The sequence below is a fragment of the Janthinobacterium sp. BCJ23 genome, assembly GCF_059617945.1.
Genome location: NZ_JCAQAW010000002.1, coordinates 870283 through 887007, shown reverse-complemented (window position 1 = coordinate 887007; position 16725 = coordinate 870283). Strand labels below are relative to the sequence as shown.

10 protein-coding genes and 1 tRNA gene are annotated in these 16725 nt (G+C 61.5%); 2 read left to right on the top strand and 9 right to left on the bottom strand.

Features of this window, described 5'->3' with window-relative positions; translation table 11 throughout:
- Positions 1-26: 26 nt before the first annotated feature.
- The 5 genes from AC54AG_RS09980 to AC54AG_RS09960 form a co-directional block, all read right to left on the bottom strand.
- The gene (locus tag AC54AG_RS09980; protein ID WP_496630210.1) at positions 27-5075 is read right to left on the bottom strand and encodes a diguanylate cyclase domain-containing protein; all 5049 of its coding nucleotides are present in this window, start codon (positions 5073-5075) and stop codon (positions 27-29) included.
- Between the two features lie 260 nt (positions 5076-5335).
- Positions 5336-7603 carry a phosphocholine-specific phospholipase C gene (locus AC54AG_RS09975; RefSeq protein ID WP_331776200.1) on the bottom strand — a complete coding sequence of 756 codons (2268 nt, stop codon included), beginning with the start codon at positions 7601-7603 and terminating at the stop codon, positions 5336-5338.
- Between the two features lie 1518 nt (positions 7604-9121).
- Positions 9122-9208: transfer RNA gene (locus AC54AG_RS09970), tRNA-Leu, on the bottom strand.
- 102 nt (positions 9209-9310) lie between these two features.
- Entirely contained in the window at positions 9311-11602 is a 2292-nt protein-coding gene (locus AC54AG_RS09965; protein ID WP_083292933.1) for a TonB-dependent receptor, read from the bottom strand.
- A 437-nt stretch (positions 11603-12039) separates the two neighbouring features.
- Positions 12040-13764: a methyl-accepting chemotaxis protein gene (locus tag AC54AG_RS09960; RefSeq protein WP_496630209.1), complete on the bottom strand. Its 1725-nt coding sequence runs from the start codon at positions 13762-13764 to the stop codon at positions 12040-12042.
- Between AC54AG_RS09960 and AC54AG_RS09955 the strand changes: the two genes are divergently transcribed.
- The gene (locus AC54AG_RS09955; protein ID WP_496630208.1) at positions 13763-13978 is read left to right on the top strand and encodes a hypothetical protein; all 216 of its coding nucleotides are present in this window, start codon (positions 13763-13765) and stop codon (positions 13976-13978) included. The two genes, AC54AG_RS09960 and AC54AG_RS09955, sit on opposite strands and share 2 nt — an antisense overlap.
- Before the next feature lie 52 nt (positions 13979-14030).
- On the opposite strand, the gene AC54AG_RS09950 is transcribed toward AC54AG_RS09955, so the two are convergent.
- The 4 genes from AC54AG_RS09950 to AC54AG_RS09935 all read right to left on the bottom strand — a co-directional run bounded on the left by AC54AG_RS09950 (position 14031) and on the right by AC54AG_RS09935 (position 15758).
- Positions 14031-14420, bottom strand: a complete 390-nt coding sequence (locus AC54AG_RS09950) for a nuclear transport factor 2 family protein (protein WP_034755152.1) — start codon at positions 14418-14420, stop codon at positions 14031-14033.
- Complete coding sequence (locus AC54AG_RS09945; RefSeq protein WP_034755154.1) at positions 14420-14632, bottom strand: hypothetical protein; 213 nt, start codon at positions 14630-14632, stop codon at positions 14420-14422. Before AC54AG_RS09945 ends, AC54AG_RS09950 begins: the two co-directional genes overlap by 1 nt.
- 51 nt (positions 14633-14683) lie before the next feature.
- A complete protein-coding gene (locus tag AC54AG_RS09940; RefSeq protein ID WP_496630207.1) occupies positions 14684-15187 on the bottom strand; it encodes a DUF2939 domain-containing protein in 504 nt (167 codons plus the stop codon).
- A gap of 124 nt (positions 15188-15311) precedes the next feature.
- On the bottom strand, positions 15312-15758 hold the full coding sequence (locus tag AC54AG_RS09935; protein ID WP_319991278.1) for a DUF2939 domain-containing protein: 447 nt from the start codon (positions 15756-15758) through the stop codon (positions 15312-15314).
- Positions 15759-15870: 112 nt separating this feature from the next.
- Between AC54AG_RS09935 and AC54AG_RS09930 the strand changes: the two genes are divergently transcribed.
- Positions 15871-16710, top strand: coding sequence for a hypothetical protein (locus AC54AG_RS09930; protein WP_496630206.1), 840 nt, complete (start codon positions 15871-15873; stop codon positions 16708-16710).
- Positions 16711-16725 lie beyond the last annotated feature (15 nt).

Sequence of the window (16725 nt, the reverse complement as noted above, 5' to 3'; positions counted from 1 at the left end):
GAGTCGCCCCACGCCGTGAACGCGGATTAGCCGGGCGGCAGAATTCTCAGCACCACGCAATTGCGCCCCGCATCCTTGGCGTAGTACAGCGCGGCATCGGCCAGGCGCAGCAGGGCGTCCGGATCGGCGGCACCCGGTGCCGACTGGACCGCGATGCCGACGCTGATCGTTACCTGCAGTGCATCCGCGTTCACGTGGGCGATGCCCAGCTCTTCGATGGCGCGCCGTAGCGCTTCGCCGATCTGGCGCGCTTCGTCCGCCCCGGTGTTTGGCAGCACGATCGAAAATTCTTCGCCGCCGTAGCGCGCCGTCAGGTCGCCCGCGCGCCGCATGCCGGCCGCCAGCGCCTGCGCGACCCGGATCAGGCATGCGTCGCCGGCCTGGTGGCCGTGACGGTCGTTGAAGCGCTTGAAATAGTCGACGTCGAGCATGACGACGGCAAGCGGCTGGCCGACGCGCGTGGCACGCGCACATTCGGCGCGCAGCACGTCGTCGAAATGGCGCCGGTTCGCCAGGCCCGTCAGGCCGTCGGTGATGGACAGGGTCGCCAGCTTGCGGTTGGCGTCCTCCAGCTGTTCCGTGCGTTCGGCAACGCGCCGTTCGAGACTGTCATGCAGCCTGGCGCTGGAAATCGAGATCATCGCCTGCGCGCCGAGCATGCGCAGGAACGCCACGCGTTCTTCCGTGAACGAGGCGTCGGCAAGCCGGTTCTCGAAGTACAGGATGCCGCCGACCTGGCCGCCGTGCCGGATCGGCAGGCACATGACGGCGCGCGGCAGGTGCAACTGCACGTACGGGTCGGCGGCAAAGCGCGAAGCGCCCGTGATGCAGTCTTCGATCACCTCGGCACCGGTGCGCACGACGTAGCGCAGCAGCGATAGCGGGAACTGCGGGTCGCTGGCGGCGCTCAGGTCGAGCTGGCGCGATTGCAAAACGGTGACGCCATCGCCATCGATATTGGCCTCCAGCTGGTAGCTGCCTTCGGACAGCAGCAGCAGGCGCGCCACCTGCGCACCGGCGTTTTCGCATACGATGGCAATGAGGCGCGTCAGCACCTTGCGCAGGCCCACCTCGTTCGACAGGATCTGCGACGCCTTCAGCAGCGACACGAGGTCGAGCGCGGAACTGCCGTGCGTGTGGGAGACAGAATGCCGCTGGGTGCTGCGGCCTTCCATCCTTGACAGCAGTACGCCGTGGCGCGCATGCAGCTGCGCCACTTTGCCCTGCGCACCCCACTGGCCGTAATGCGCGATGGCGTCCTGGATGAAGACGCCGGCCACGCGCGCATGTCCCTGGTCGAACCAGCATTCGCCGCACAGTTCATTGCCCAGCGCCTGCATGTTGACGTAGCCGGCCAGGCCTGCCGCGTCGATCGCCTGTTGATAATAACGTGTGGCCAGTTGCAGCTCTTCCCGGTAGCGTGCCATCTCGGCCTGCACCAGCAGGTGTTTGGCTTTGCTGTTGTCCGAGCCTTGTTTGGCCCATTTGGCGAGACTCGCCTGCAGCGTGCCGATCACGGTCAGCATATCGCCCGCATCGGGGCGCGCAGGATCGCGCCGCAAGGCACGGATCAGGATCAGCGCGGCGTAGAAGCTGCACTCGACAACCTTGGCCTGGCCGCGCATGATCTGGGTGACGTTGCCGAGCTGGCCGGCTAGCTGTTCGGCGTCGGCGCCGTCGAACAGGTAGGCGTTGCGTATCTTCCCCTGCAAGAAGTAGGCGCGGTACAGGTGCGAGCCGCCATACTGATCGAGGAAGCGCGCCTCGCTGAAGGCCCCATCGTCGTAGCTGTCGTGGCGGGGCAGGAGACCCATCAGGCACTTGATCGGCTGGATCGCGGCGGCGACGCAGCAATCGGCCATCGCCTGCTGGCCGTTGGCGCGCATCAGCGCCAAGTCATGCTCGATGTCGTGCATCAGGTGTGGCAGGTAGTCGCCGAGGATGAGCCGGTCGGTGGCGCGCACGGCCGCCACCACGCCGACCTGCACGAAATCGGCGATTTCCAGCGCCCAGCCAAACGCTTCTTCGTACAGGGCGTCGGAGCTGCGCAGCGGCTGCGTCCAGTGGTTGCTGAGCGCGCCGAACATCAGGCCCGTGAGCGTGCGCGTCTGCAGGTTGGCACGGCGCCTGGCCAGCGCCATCGCCATCGCGCCGAAGGCGTAGCCGCGCGCGATGTCGCCGCTGTACAGCGCCACCATCATCGCGTAGCCGACATAGGCGACGGCGCTGAAATCGCTGTTCCCCCGCTGTATGGACAGCCGCGTCATCGACACCACCATCAGCGCGCTGAGATCCTGCTGGCCGGCGTAATAGCTGGCCATCCACAGGCCCTGCATCATCTGCATCGCGGCCACCGCGTCCGGCTCGCACATCTCATCGGCCGCCAGCAAGGTGTCGGGCGCCTGCGCGCCGGGCTGCCGCCCGATGTCGGCGAGGATATCGGCGAAGCGCGCCTTCATCTGCGTCACATCGTGCGGAATGTCAATGTGCAGCAGCGCCAGGCCGTCGCGCTGGACGGCAATGGCGTCGAGCAGGCGGCCCTGCAATTGATACTGGTGCGCCTGGATGGCAATGCAGCGCACCTGCAGCAAGGGAATCAGGGTACGGGCGCGCACCTGCGGGTAGATCGCCTCGGCCGCATCGAACTGGCCGTACAAATAGGCCGCTTCGGCCGCGCCCAGCTGCAGGTCGAGCCAGAGGTCGGCGTGGACGCTCCATGCCTGCGCCGACAGCAGGTCGAGACCCGTGCGCATGTGCTCCAGCGTGGACTGGAATGCGGCGGAGCGCCGTGCCTTGACGCCGGCCTGGAGATTGAGCATCGCCAGCTGCGCGCGCTCGTCCGCATCGTTGATCAGCGCGCGGCCGGCATTGAGCTGCTCGACGATCTCGAACAGTGTCTCGTCCCGACGCTCCGGCGTCGCATGCCGCAGGAGCAGGCGGCCGATGAGAAGATGGTTGGCCGCGCGCGCATCGTCGTCAGCGACCAGGTAGGCGGCCTGCTGCACCCGGTCATGCAGGAAGCGGTAACTGACGCCGCTGTTGGCCGCATCGGTGTCGCCACTCACGTATTTATAGCGTTCGTCGAGCGGCTGGATCAAGCCTGCACTGAGCGCCGGCCACAGGTCTTGCTGCGTTTTCCGGGGCGCGCGGTCCACTGCCAGCGCGAGCGTGTCGAGTGCGAAGCGGTTGCCGCACGAGGCGGCCAGTTGCAGCAGGTGCTGCGTCGCGATGGGCAGGCGGCGGATTTTCTCCAGCAGCACCTCGACCACGTTGTCGGTATATCTGGCCTGTTCTATCGCGGGCAAGTCCCAGTCCCAGCAATCGTCGGCGGCCCGGTAGCGCAGCTGGCCCGTCTCATTGAGCGAAGCGAGAAACTGGTTGAGGAAAAACGGATTGCCGGCCGTCTTGCGGTAGCAAATGCTGGTCAGTGGCGCGCAGTCGGTGGCCGCCACGCGCACGGTGGCCGAGACCATTTGCGCGACCTGCGGCTCGGTCAGTGCGCCCAGTGACAGTGTCGACAGACGTACGTCACGGGCGAGCAGCTTGTCGCGCAGGGCGATGAGCGGATGCGCGGGACTCACCTCGTTATCGCGGTACGCGCCGATGAACAGCATGCAGCTCTTGTCGCACGAGGCCATCAGCAGTTCGATCATTCGCAAGGTTGCCGCATCGGCCCATTGCAAGTCGTCGAGGAACAGCACCAGCGGATGCCCGGCGCAGGCGAATACTTCGACGAAGCGGGGGAAGAGGCGGTCGAGGCGCAGCTGGGCCTGTGCCGGCGCCGACGCGGGGATCGGGTCCGTGGGGCCGACGATCAACGCCAGTTGGGGAATCAGCTCGACCAGCATGCCGATGCCGATGCCGCTGCCCAGCGCCGCGTGCAGTTTGGCTGACCACTGGCGCAGCGTTTCCTCGGGCTGGCCGAGCAGCTGGCGCACCAGCCCCTGGAAGGCCTGGATCAGCGAGGCATACGGCACGTCGCGCTGGAGCTGGTCAAATTTGCCGGACAGGAAACAGCCGCGCCGGGCGATGATGGGCTTTTGTACTTCGTTGATGACCGCCGACTTGCCGATGCCCGAATGGCCGGCCACCAGCAGCATCTCGCACCTGCCCGCGGCGCTGCGCTCAAACGCCGCCAGCAGCTCGGCGATGGCATCCTCGCGCCCATGCAGCGTTTGCGGCACGAGGAAGCGGCCATTGTGGTCGGACAGCTTGAGCGACAGCGCCGGCTCTTGCGCGCGGCAGGCTTCGAGGTCGCTGCGCAAGCCCTGCAAGCTCTGGTAGCGCTGGTCGGCATTTTTTTCCAGCAGCCGCTGGATGATCGGCAGCAGCTGGCCAGGCAGGCTTGCCAGCGCCGGGTGCGACCAGTCGGGACTGCGCGCAATGTGGCAGTGCACGAGTTCCATCTCGTCGCCCGTCTCGAACGGCGCCTGGCCGGCCAGCAGTTCGTAGAAGGTGGCGCCCAGCGCATAGAAATCGGCGCGCCAATCGACCCGCCGGTTCATGCGCCCCGTCTGTTCCGGCGCCATGTAGCGTAGCGTGCCTTCCAGCGTTTGCAGATTGACGATGCCGTGGCTTTCGTACGGCAGTTCGCAGGCGATGCCGAAATCGATCAGTTGCAGCCGCCGCCGCTCGCCATTCCACACCAGGTTGGAGGGATTGATGTCCTTGTGGATCACGCCATGCGTATGGACCTCCTCCAGCGCCGCGCACAGTTGCAGCGCGATGTCGAAAAAGTCGTCCAGCGCCAATGCGGGCTGCGACGGCGTCCTGCGCGCCGCCACCTGCGCGCGCAATACGTGGTCGAGCGCCTGGCCGCCAGTATCCTCGAGGACCATCGTCCAGCACCCGCCGTGCAGCTGCAGCGCCAGCGGATGCGCCACGCCAGGATGACGGCAGCGGCGCGCGATCGCATACTCGCGCTTGAATTGCGCCAGTTGCTGAAAGGAGGGGAACGGCTGATTGGGTTTCTTGACGATCAGCGCGGCACCATCCGCAGCCCTGGCGCGGTAAACCCGTGAGCGGGCACCGCTGTGCAGCTGTTTGATGATCTCGTGATCGAAAAGGGAGCGCATGGGCTGGGCTAGCAGTACACAGACGGTTGCGGGAGCCGGAAGGCGCACATTTCGGAATATTACTTGATTGTAAGTATTATATCAGCAGGGGGCTGTGGGGGAGCCAGCGGGCTGATGGGGGGTGTTGTAAAAATGCCAGTGGAGAGGTTAGTGCGGAGGCGGGAACTTATCGTGATGACAGTACGAACTTGCGGCGCATCCCCGTACCGGGTGGGGTATACGCCGCAGTCTTATTTGTACCTTCAGGATCAATTTTTGAGCTATGAAACTCCCAGCGACGGGTCGCTCACGGAATCCTTGCCATTTTCGATTCGCCCTGCGACACGACGCCGGAAAGTCTTCTGAGTACTGCAGGTAACCGAGAAGTCATACCAGTTGCCGCTGTCGGCCAACGACCAGTTAAGCGTTCTCACCTCGCCGGCGGGTACCTCTACCATCCAGGGACCGTCGCTTCGATATGCTTCTGCCGCTACTATGAATGAGCAGCGCGCGCTGCTTTTGTTGTGCAGTTTGAGCGCGAGTTCAGTAGGGCTGCACGTCATATAGCAGGCCTGAATTTCCGGGCCTCTCGGATCGCCCTGTTCCTTGAGGTCGCCAATAAAGTGGCGGTGGAAGCCGTTGGGACCGAGCACCCACAGGCGGTACGCTCCCCCATCGGACGCAACTTCCCAACTTCCCTCCAGTGTCTTTCCGGCCTCTACGACATAGCGCCGCGGGATCCGGTCGAGATGCAGCTCGTCATACACATGGAACACCGCGCCGGCCTGGTTGCCGCTGTCGTTGGCAAACACCAGCGTCACTTTTTTTGCGCCGGAGTCGGCGCGGGCCGTCACATGCAGTACATACGGCAGGGCACGCGATGGGCGGGTACCACCAGCCTGCACTGGTAACCTCGATGTTGTAGACGCCAACGGTCTCGCCAGGGTACGGGCAGTGCTCTGGCTTAGTGCCAGCGCGTCGACATCCGCTTTGCTGCCATGCCCGGGGAGTGTTGGCAACACTCCGGCATTCGGGGTGACAAAATTAAAGCAGGAGGTCAGGTCACCACAGACGGCACGCCGGTAAGCGCTGATCTGTGGCTCGAGGACGCCGAACCGCTTCTCGAGAAATTGCAGCACGGAGGTATGGTCGAAGACCTGCGAGTTGACCCAGCCGCCACGGCTCCACGGTGAAACGACCCACATCGGCACACGCAGTCCTGGCCCATATGGCCGGCCATCAATGCCCGGTTGAAGATTGGTTGCCGGCTTGTGGTTGTGGTACTCGGCCGCGATGTCGGCCTTGCTGAGCGTGGTGGCACCTGCGACGCTGCCGTCAGGATTGACCGATGGTGCGCACGGCGGTGGCAGGTGGTCGAAGAAACCGTCGTTCTCGTCGAAATTGATCAGCAGAACGGTCTTGCTCCATACATCCGGATTCGCCGTGAGCGCATCGAGAACCTGCTGGACATACCAGCCGCCCTGGGCAGGACTGGAACACTCAGGATGCTCGCTGTAGGCCGAAGGTGCAATGATCCATGAAACGGCTGGCAGCTTGCCTTTGTTGATGTCTTCGCGGAAGGTTTCCAGAAAGCCATGGGGCATGGTGTTGTGGAATCCCTTCGCCAACGGGCTGAGGGCGTCGTCGATGCTGGATTCATAGAATGGACCTGCGCGGGTGACATCCTGGGTGATGTCGACTGCGGAAACATGGAGTGGACGGCGACTGGCGGGCAGTTTTTCAATTTCAGCGCGCCAGTGGCGAAAACTCATCATCTCATTGCAACCAAAGTTGTCGATCAGACTCTGGTAGACCTTCCAACGGACCCCGGCCTTTTCCAGGCGGTCTGCATAGGTGGTCCAAGTCCATCCTTCGCTCGAAGGCCCGATGTCATTGCCTCCGTTGTACTGGTTGTTGAGTACAGCGATCTCCACTTTTTTGCCATCGATGGGGCTCCGGCCGTTGGGGCCGTTTGTGCCCGTAAAATAGAATAGCCGGTTTGCAATTGTCCCCGTGTGCATGCCACAGTGATAGTGGTCACAGACGGTAAAGGCATCGGCTAGCGCGCGTTGAAACGGCACTTCCGCTGTATCGAAATATCCCATGGACAAGGGGCCCTTGGCGTCTGGCCAACGATTCATCCGGCCGTGGTCCCACGCTGCCTGCGAGTCGGCCCATGTGTGTGGTGTGCTGCCGGCGCGTTGCGCATTGCCCTTGGTTTCATCAAGGCGGAAGGGAATATACGTTCCGGCAGGTTTTGCCTGAGTATAGGTCTGGTACATGATGTTGTACCCGTTCGGCGATGGTGCTGCGAACCGGTCACCGTATCCCCGAACGCCCTTGAAGGTTCCGAAGTGGCTGTCGAATGAGCGGTTTTCCAACATGATCATGACGACATGTTGAACATCCTTGATCGTGCCGGTGACGTTGTTGGCTTCGATCGCCAGGGCACGACGGATTGCCGGTGGGAATGCGGACAATGCGGCAATAGACGCCATCGTACCGAACGAATTACGCAGGAACGTGCGTTTGGAATTGTTTGTGGACATGGTGGAGTGGCTGCAGGGCGCGATGTTTGGTGGATAGATGATCAGGTGGCAAAGGTTGCTTGGCGAAGCTGACGCGGGCTGGCACGTCTATCCTGGATGCCAATCGGACGATTCGCGTTCATGGCGTCAGGGAGAGGGGGCGCACTGCGATTTCTCGCATGTTGACGGAGTCGTGCCCGGAACCAGGATCGGAGCCGGGGTCGACGCCGAAGTTCCGCCTCCGCCGCCACAGGCTGCGAGTGCGCATAGCAGTGACAATGGCAATACGCGCTGGAAGCGGTCGCGCGAAAGGCACAAGGTTGCAAAAGTTTTTTTCATTTGAGTACGCAAAAAGTTGATTGCAAACGCAACGACCTACCTGGGTGCATCGTGTGATTACCCAGTCTTGGCCACTGTCGCAGGTTTGTTCATGGGTATTTGCTTTGCACCGCAATACCGTTAGCCAGGGAAATGCTGATCAATTCCCTTTCCTGGCGAGGTTGACGTGCCAAATGGTCGAACGGCGAGTCATTCGCCGGGGCAGTTTTTTTTGGGCGGCGTATTCAAGGTCGGAAAAGCTTTTTTGCATGATCAATGGCGGCCTATTGTGATATCGATATTGTCTCAGATCAATGCGTCGTAGGGAATGGCGACCGGTGAAATAATCAATGCTTCCTTAAGAAAACTGAATGAAATCTCTAAATTTCATCTAGGAAGATGAGTGGGTAGACCCGCAGGAAAAATGCCTGGCATCTGGTAATGAGAATGACGTTTGTTGCGATGTGCAATCAACCGAAATAGAAGTACCGGCTCGCCATGCATACAATTACTGTGTTCTGCATTGAAGTCTATTCTTGCGGCAATCGACAATGTTGATGTAAAGCAGCTCTTTAGCATGGAAACCATCATGGCGCCTCATGCCACTTGACCACTGCGAAGCGCCGGCAGTGGATGAAAAATGACCTGATCCTTCATTTTCCTCCACACTTGCAGACCGATTTGCCGCCTTTGCCAAGGTTTTGCGTCGCTTAATAAGTGGTACTGATTATCGTCTATCCGGATCAATTCGAGTATTCGTTTCCGCAGCATGGCCATGGATAATTTGGCGCAATATGTTCTGTTGAAAACTTAATATTGAAAATCCCTTTGATTTTCTCCAAAGAAGTGGAGTGCGTTATCACGATTGCGCTCTTTGCTTCAAGAAGATCGGATCAATTTAGCATATGGGTATAGCTTAAATTTCAATAATGTATAATTTGCATGATTGATAATGAATTCTATCTGGCATAGAACGCTTGTCAAAACCTCCTGCGCGTCGTAATTTATGACCTGAGATGCTTGCTGCTCCGGCGGCCCCGTACTTCGTAGAGTTGCGCTTCTGGACCACAACTTCCTTCCGTCCGAGGCGGTTTTGATAAGAGTTGTTAGCCGCTGGCTTTTGCCGGTTTACTCTCGATCAAGAGAAATGCCAGGGCGTAAAAAAAGCCACTAACCCCTTGGGAGTTAATGGCTTTTCTGACGTTTCCAAATTCTGTGCGCTGGTGCCCGGAGCCGGAATCGAACCGGCACGCCCTTACAGGCGGGAGATTTTAAGTCTCCAGTGTCTACCAGTTTCACCATCCGGGCAGCGCGGCGAGATTCTAGCACAGGTGATGTGCATCACGCCATCTTGTGCCTGAGCCGCGCTGTCCGGTTTGCGCCGGACAGCGCGGTTTTATCTACCGGCCGTCAGAACGTCGCCTTGAACTGCACGCCATACGTCCTCGGTTCGTTGACGATGCCCGTCAGGTTGTCGAAATCGATCGCGCCCAGCGACTGGACTTGGTTGGTGATGTTGCGGCCATATGCGGAGACTTCGTATTTGTCCCATTTGTAGCCGACGCGCAAGCCGCCTTCGAGCAATTCCTTGGCCTTGTATTCCTTCGCTTCATACAGGAAGAAGTTGTAGCTGGTGCGGTAGGCCCAGTCCGTGTAGGCGTAGAATTCGCCATTGGCGAGGGGAATGCTGTACTTCAGGGTGAAGTTGGTTTGCCATTCCGGCGCGCGCGGCAGCGGGTTGCCGTCGATGTAGGCCGTACCCTTGAACGGGCCCAGCGGGTCGGTCACGGTGCAGCCGCTGGCCGGGTTGTTTTGCGCGTTGCCGCAGCTTTGCACGAACAGCTTCTTGTCCTGGATTTCCGTGTGGTTGTAGCTGCCGCCCAGGGTCATGCTGAGCGAATCGCTGAGGTTAGCCTGGAAATCGAGTTCCACGCCACGGCCCGTGGCCTTGTCGGCGTTGATCAGCTGGTTCATGTTGACAGCGCCGCTGCCGGCCGTCAATTGCTTGTCCTTGACCCGGTACTGGAACACGGCCAGGCTCAGGCGTGCGCGCTTGTCGAACAGGTCCTGCTTGATGCCTGCCTCGACGGACAAGGCTTTCTCGGCGCCGGCAAACGAAGGGCGGTCGGCCAGGCCGTTCAGGCGTCCCTGCATCGACGGCGCGCGGTAGCCGGTGGCGATGCGCGCGTAGGCATTCGTTTCCGGCGTGAGCACATAGGTGCCGCTCAAGTCCCAGCTGACGTTGTGCGACGTGTCGTTCAGGTTGAAGGGGCCGGCCGTGGTCGCTTCCACACGCTTGGCCGAGAAATCCTTCTTGTCGGTCGTGTAGCGCAGGCCGGCGCGCAGTTTCAGGGCGTCCGAGACCGTGTAGTTGAGCGAGCCGAAGGCCGCGTACGACTTCGAGCTCTGGTTTTGCGTCGCGTAGTTCGGGCTTTGCGGATTGCCGGGCGCCAGGCTGTTGAAGCCGATGCTGTCGATCTGGATATCTTCCTTGAAATAGAACAGGCCGCCTATCCATTGCAGCGGGCCGCGGGCAGACGACTCGGCGCGGAATTCCTGCGAAATCTGCTTGTGGTTGGGGATCACGTCGGCCGTTTCCACGACGAAGGGGATGAAGCCGGGGCCCATCGGCGGCGCGTATACGGCGCCATAGCCGCCGTCGACGTCGGCGCGGCTGAAGAAATCGAGTTTTTCGTAGCCGGTGATCGAATGCAGGGTGACGCCCGGCAAGTCCCATTTCAGGCGCATGCTGCCGCCCTTGGTTTTCAGGTGCTGGCGGTTGATGCCGTCGGTCGGGTAGTTATCGTAATCAAAGCCGTCGACCAGGTCGTTGGTGCCCTGTTTCAGGATGTTGGCGCGGAACAAGGTGGCCGTGCCATCGAGGTTGCGCGCATGCACGTTGAACAGGGCGCTGAAGTCGCGCGTGGGCTTGACCAGCACCTGCAGACGGGCGGCGCTGTCTTCATAGCCTTCGAAGTCGCGCGTGCCGGTGGGGCGCGGGTTGTGCACGCGGTCGTCGCGGCGCTGCGTCTGGCCGGAAAAGCGCAGGGCGACCGTGTCGCTGACGGGCACGTTGAAGGCGCCTTCCAGGTTCTTCATGCCATCTTTGCCGAAGCCGCCGCTCAGGTAGCCTTCCGTCTTGAAGACGGGCTTGGCGGAATCGAACTTGATCACGCCGGCCGGCGAGTTGCGGCCGAACAGGGTGCCTTGCGGGCCGCGCAGCACCTCGACCTGGTCGACGTCGAAGACGGGAAAGCCTTTCAGCATGGCGTTTTCCTGCACCACATCATCCATCACCAGGCCCACCGGTTGCGAGGCGTTCAGGTCGAAGTCGGTATTGCCCAGGCCGCGAATGTAGAAGCGGGGGAAGGTGCGGCCGTAATCCGATTCGACGGACACGCTGGGCGAGCGGCTGTTGAGGAAGCGGATGTCGGCGCCGCCGGCCGTCAGGGTGTCGAGCTTGTCGCCCTTCAGGGTGGCGATCGACATGGGTACGTCCTTGATGTTTTCCGCGCGCCGCTGCGCCGTCACGATCACCGTTTCCAGCTGGCCAGGACCGGCCTGTGCCGCTGGAGCGGCAGGGGCGTCGGCGGCCGGCGCCGGGACGTTGTCCTGTGCCTGCGCCATCGCCTGCAAGGGGAAGGCGGCAGCGATTGCCAGGGCAATCAGGGTGTGGCGTACTGTGCTGGCATGCGGTGTCATCATGAAACGGCTCCTGTCGGTCGAGGTTGTTGGGGGCATGCAAGCTGGCGCTGGCCAGCTGAACGAAAAATCATGCTAGCACGGAAAGTTTTGGTATTCATGCCATTTTCCAGCGGCGGCTATTCATATCTGTTTCGACTGAATACACGAATAAAATCGTATTTGTCGTCAATATCTGGTGGGTGCATAGTGGAGTGCCGGCAGGCTTGTGCCAGCGCAACAGCGGCCTGGCATGGTGATGGGGTTTCCTGCGGGAGCGCAAACAGAGCGATGGTTTTTGCGGCGCTGACCGTGCCCGGGCACGGGAAATACAACAGCTGCCGCGGATTTTTTGGAACGGGGCTTGTTGTTGCTGCGCGACAGGGAGGCGCCGCCTGCGACTATCTCCCTGTGCGTGTGACGTGGGGCATGCGTGGCCGCATGCCCGGTCTGGTCAATTAAAACTCTTCCCAGTCGCCGGCCGTCACGGCTTCCGCTTGTACGGAACGGTGTTTTGCCGGTGCGGCCTGGCGCTTGACGGGGCTGCTGGCCGCCGCCGGTACCAGGCGCAGCGGCTTGCGGCTGGCGCGCGCAGGTGCTGGCGCGGGTGCCGCCACATGGCTGTCGTGCGTCTTGAAGATGCTCACGGTTTGTACCAGATGGCTGGCCTGGTCGCGCAGCGATTCGGCCGCCGCCGCCGCCTCTTCCACCAGGGCCGCGTTTTGCTGCGTGACGCTATCCATCTGGGCGACAGCCTGGTTGATCTGCTCGATGCCGGTGGACTGTTCCTGGCTGGCCACCGTGATTTCCGCGATGATGTTGCTGACGCGGGCGACGCTGGCGACCACCTCGGACATCGTCGTGCCCGCTTGCGCTGCCAGCCTGGAGCCCGCATCGACGCGGCTCACGGAATCATCGATCAGCGCCTTGATTTCCTTGGCCGCGCTGGCGCTGCGCTGCGCCAAGCCGCGCACCTCAGTGGCCACGACGGCGAAGCCGCGGCCCTGTTCGCCGGCACGCGCCGCTTCCACTGCCGCATTCAGGGCCAGGATATTGGTCTGGAAGGCGATGCCGTCGATGACGCTGATGATGTCGACAATCTTGCGCGACGACTCGCTGATCAGGTCCATGGTGCCCATCACTTGGCCCACCACGGCGCCGCCCTTGCTGGCGACGTCCGATGCGGTCGTGGCCAGCACATTGGCTTCGCGGGCATTTTCCGCATTCTTGCGCACGGTGCTCGTGAGTTCTTCCATCGAGGAAGCGGTTTCTTCCAGTGAACTGGCTTGCTGTTCCGTGCGCAGCGACAGGTCGCCATTGCCGGTCGATATTTCTTCGGCGGCAAGCGAGACCGTGTCGGAATCCTGGCGCACGGAGGATACGACCGTGGTCAGCGACTCCTGCATGCGCTGCAGTGCCGACAGCACGCTGACGCTATCGGTCGGTGCAACACTGAGTTTGCCTGTCAGGTCGCCGGCGGCAAGCAGGCTGACGGCGTCGCACAGCTGTTTCGGTTCTGCGCCCAGCGCCTTGAGCAGGCTACGCGTGATGAGCCAGCCAGCCAGGCCCGCCAGCACGATGGACAGCAAGCTGGCGCCGATGAGGATATTCCTGTTGAGAATGTAGTGCTCCTTGTCTTCCTGCAAGATGACGGCGGAGTGCCTGTCCGTCAGGGCGAAATATTCATCGCTGGCGGCGACGAGGGCGGCCAGCAGGGGACGGCATTCCTCGTTCATCTTGACGATGGCTTGTTCGGTTTTCTTTTGCAGCGCCAGGTCGACGATGCCTAGCGCCACGGGAGCATAGCGTTTCTCGATGCTGTCGATCTTGCTGATGATGGCGCGCACCTCGTCCGATACTTCCGGCAGCTGTGCCAGTTGCAGCAGCTGCTGCATGTTCTTGACAACATCGGCATGCGCCTGCAAGACCTGCTTGCGTTCGATTTCCAAGTCTTCCGGCTTGGTGACGAGCACCAGGTTCCTGGCCGCCACGGCGCGCATGTCGATCGCGTCACGCACGCGGTGCGCCGTATTGGCGCGGGCCGTGATGCCGTTGACATACTGGTCAAAGCCGGCGTTGAAGGTGGAGAAACTCCGCACGGACAGGATCGAGATGCCGATGAGGAAAAAGACCAGCAGGCCGAAAGCCAGAGTGAGCTGGGTGCGTACGGTGAATTTATCCATGATGTCTCTCCCAAAATACGTGGTGACGATTAGAAAGGGGGCTTGCGTGGGACCAGTGGCAGGCGCTTGCCTGGCAGCGGGTCATGCCTTACGCAGTGCTTTTCTATCCAGAACACGGATTCGTGGTGTGAGGATCGAATTAATTCAAAAAACCGATTTAGATAATTTATTTGTTTTATTTATTAAATTCATTGTTACACAAAAAATTCATTAAATCAATCAGATTTTGCGTGTCAAAAAACAACTTTTCGACATGGGATACTTGTTCAGACAGGTATCGGCGTACCTTGGTGAAAGGTCATCTGCCAGCGGCCATCGCGCCACTTCCACAGCGAACTGCGCAAGCTGGCGCCGGAGGGCAGGGCGCCGCTGGCGTGGCGCTGCGAGCGGTAGGTCACGAAGGCTACATCGTCGGCCAGCAAGCGGGCCTGAAAATCGCTGATGCTGCGCGGGCAAAAGTCCTCCGCCGGCAAGTCCGCCAGGGTCGCCGCGCGCGTCCACAGCGTGCCCGAGCTGCCGAATTCGATGAACTCGTCGGCCAGCAATGCCGCCAGCCTGGCGCTGTCGGCGCGCACGGCCTGGCTTTGCAGCGCCGCTTCCAGCGCCTGCAGATGTGCCGCCAGATCCGTGGCGTCCGGCCCCTCCGGCCCCGTCATCAGATGGGAAACGCGCCGGCGCCCGATACATTCAGGCAGGCGACCTTGTCGCTGGAAAAGTATTTGATCTGTCCCAAGCCGATGGCGTAGCAGCCGTCGCTGAGCGGGGAAATGGGGCCGGTGAGTTTTTCACCGTTGATCAAGGTCACCACCCAGGGCGTGGTGGCCGGTTTGCCTGCGTGGGTCAGGGCGTGTTGTACCAGGTCTGACATGCTGCCTCCAAAGAAATGTGGTTGGGCAGATGATAGCAGTGCGCGGCCGTTTTAAGCGTCGGCCAGCAGATTCTTGGGCAGCGCCACCGACGTGAGTTTCCAGCTCCACAGGCCATCGCGCTTCAGGGTCAATTCGCCGATATGGCTTTTGCTGTGGGCGCGCTGCACCACGACGCTGTTCCAGGAGGTGTAGCGCAGTTTGTAGTCGGGCTTGGTGTTGCGCTTGCGGCCGCTGATGTCGCTGACCTTGGCGAGTGGTTTTTCGTAGCGGTCATTGAGCTTCATCAAGGCGACGATGCCTTCGGGCATCAGCATGGTGTCGAGCAAGGGATCGATCACGTCGGGTCTGATGTCGTCGGCCACTTCCGGCGCCGAGAACAGGGCATGCAGTTGCTGCCCGAGACTGCCGCGCAGCTGTGGCAGGTCGATCTGTGCAGCCAGAGCCTGGCTATCCTCGTCCATGGTGGCCGCGCGGATCTTGTCCATGGTGAAATACGGGCTGCCATAGAAGACGCCGGCCAGCGCGACCAGTACCGCTACAGCGAGAAGCATCATTCTTTTCATCTGCGATCTCTCGGATCCCTGGCGACCCGGTGCGCCTGAAGTGTTGGCATTCTACATAATATTTCCCAAAATCAATATGGCGGTTTAGGTAAGTGTTGTTTTAGATCAAGTTTCGTCAGAGTAATTCCGGCGGCAAGGTAATGTCCGCCAGTTTCCAGTCCCAGATGCCATGGCGGCGCAGCAGGAACTGGCTGGCCGCAGAGCCGGCGCCGCTGCGCCGCAGCACCACTTCATTCCACGAGCGGTATGCCATGCCGAAGTCGTGGCGCTTGCCGTCCGCCCCCTGCTTGCCGTGCAGGATCAGCACCGTGATGCCGGGCGGCGAGACGATGGTGTCGAGCATTTCCTTGAAATCGTCTTCATTGGCCGTTTCGCCGGCCGCCCGCAGCTGGCGCGCCACGCTGGCCCGCACGGCGGGCAGGTCGGCCTGCTGCGCCAGGGTTTCCAGGCGCACGGATTTTGCCGCGATGCTGATGCGGTACATGGCGATGTAGGGGCTGACCCAGGTGAAGCCGATGGCGGCAACGCCAAAAATGATCGCGGTGGCGTACTTTCTTTTCATGGTCCGTGTTTTTGTATGAGCTGTGCCGCCGTGATTTTACCCGGCCAGGCATGTCGGATGGTGTAGCATTCGTGCCGGCGCGGACCATCGCGCCGCAATATTGAGGACAACCATGAATATCACTATCAATCAGGTGCTGCAGTCGTATATCGACCCGCTCACCGCCAGCGAGTACGCGGCGCTCGAGCGCAGCCTGCTGGCCGAAGGCTGCCGCGATGCGCTGGTGCTGTGGAACGACGTGCTGATCGACGGGCATAACCGCTACGCCATCTGCCGCCAGCACGGCATCGAATTCAAGACTATCCAGAACACCAGCTTTAGCTCGCTCGACGACGTCATGCTGTGGATGATCGACAATCACCTGGCGCGCCGCAGCGTGTCGGACTTCCAGCGCGGCGTGCTGGCCCTGCGCAAGAAGGAAATCGTCGCCGCGCGCAGCCCGGCACCCGTCAGCGCGGCCGATGCGCCCGAAGGCGAAAACGCGCCCAAGCCCCCCATGAGCACGCGCGAAGAAGTCGCCAAGGTGGCCCGCCTGAGCAGCAACCAGATCAGCCAGATCGAGAAAATCCAGAAAGCGGCGTCGCCGGAACTGGTGGAAGCCGTCCGTTCCGGAACGATCTCCATCAATGCGGCGGCCACCGTGGCGTCCCTGCCGCCGGAAGAACAGGTGGCGGCCGTCGCCGGTGGTAAAAAACTGCTACGCCAAGCGGCCAAGGAAATCCGCGAACAGCGCGCCGCCACGCGCACGCCGCGCGAGCCGAAGGTGCCTCACGTGTCGCAGGATACGCCGGAGACGGGTAACGAGCCGTGGGCGGACAACGCAGCCCAGGCACCTGGTGAGGCGGAGCGCCTGCGCGGCGAGATCGCCAGCCTGAAACAGAAGGTGGCGCAGCTGCAGGCGGAAAATACCGAGTTGAGCCAGCGGATTGCCGCCCTGATCGACGCATCCTGATTATTGGAGTAGTGA

Coding starts and splice junctions, on each gene's coding strand:
- AC54AG_RS09980 (WP_496630210.1), bottom strand. CDS start 5,075: ATGCGCTCCCTTTTCGATCACGAGATCATCAAACAGCTGCACAGCGGT.
- AC54AG_RS09975 (WP_331776200.1), bottom strand. CDS start 7,603: ATGTCCACAAACAATTCCAAACGCACGTTCCTGCGTAATTCGTTCGGT.
- AC54AG_RS09965 (WP_083292933.1), bottom strand. CDS start 11,602: ATGACACCGCATGCCAGCACAGTACGCCACACCCTGATTGCCCTGGCA.
- AC54AG_RS09955 (WP_496630208.1), top strand. CDS start 13,763: ATGATGTCTCTCCCAAAATACGTGGTGACGATTAGAAAGGGGGCTTGC.
- AC54AG_RS09960 (WP_496630209.1), bottom strand. CDS start 13,764: ATGGATAAATTCACCGTACGCACCCAGCTCACTCTGGCTTTCGGCCTG.
- AC54AG_RS09950 (WP_034755152.1), bottom strand. CDS start 14,420: ATGACGGGGCCGGAGGGGCCGGACGCCACGGATCTGGCGGCACATCTG.
- AC54AG_RS09945 (WP_034755154.1), bottom strand. CDS start 14,632: ATGTCAGACCTGGTACAACACGCCCTGACCCACGCAGGCAAACCGGCC.
- AC54AG_RS09940 (WP_496630207.1), bottom strand. CDS start 15,187: ATGATGCTTCTCGCTGTAGCGGTACTGGTCGCGCTGGCCGGCGTCTTC.
- AC54AG_RS09935 (WP_319991278.1), bottom strand. CDS start 15,758: ATGAAAAGAAAGTACGCCACCGCGATCATTTTTGGCGTTGCCGCCATC.
- AC54AG_RS09930 (WP_496630206.1), top strand. CDS start 15,871: ATGAATATCACTATCAATCAGGTGCTGCAGTCGTATATCGACCCGCTC.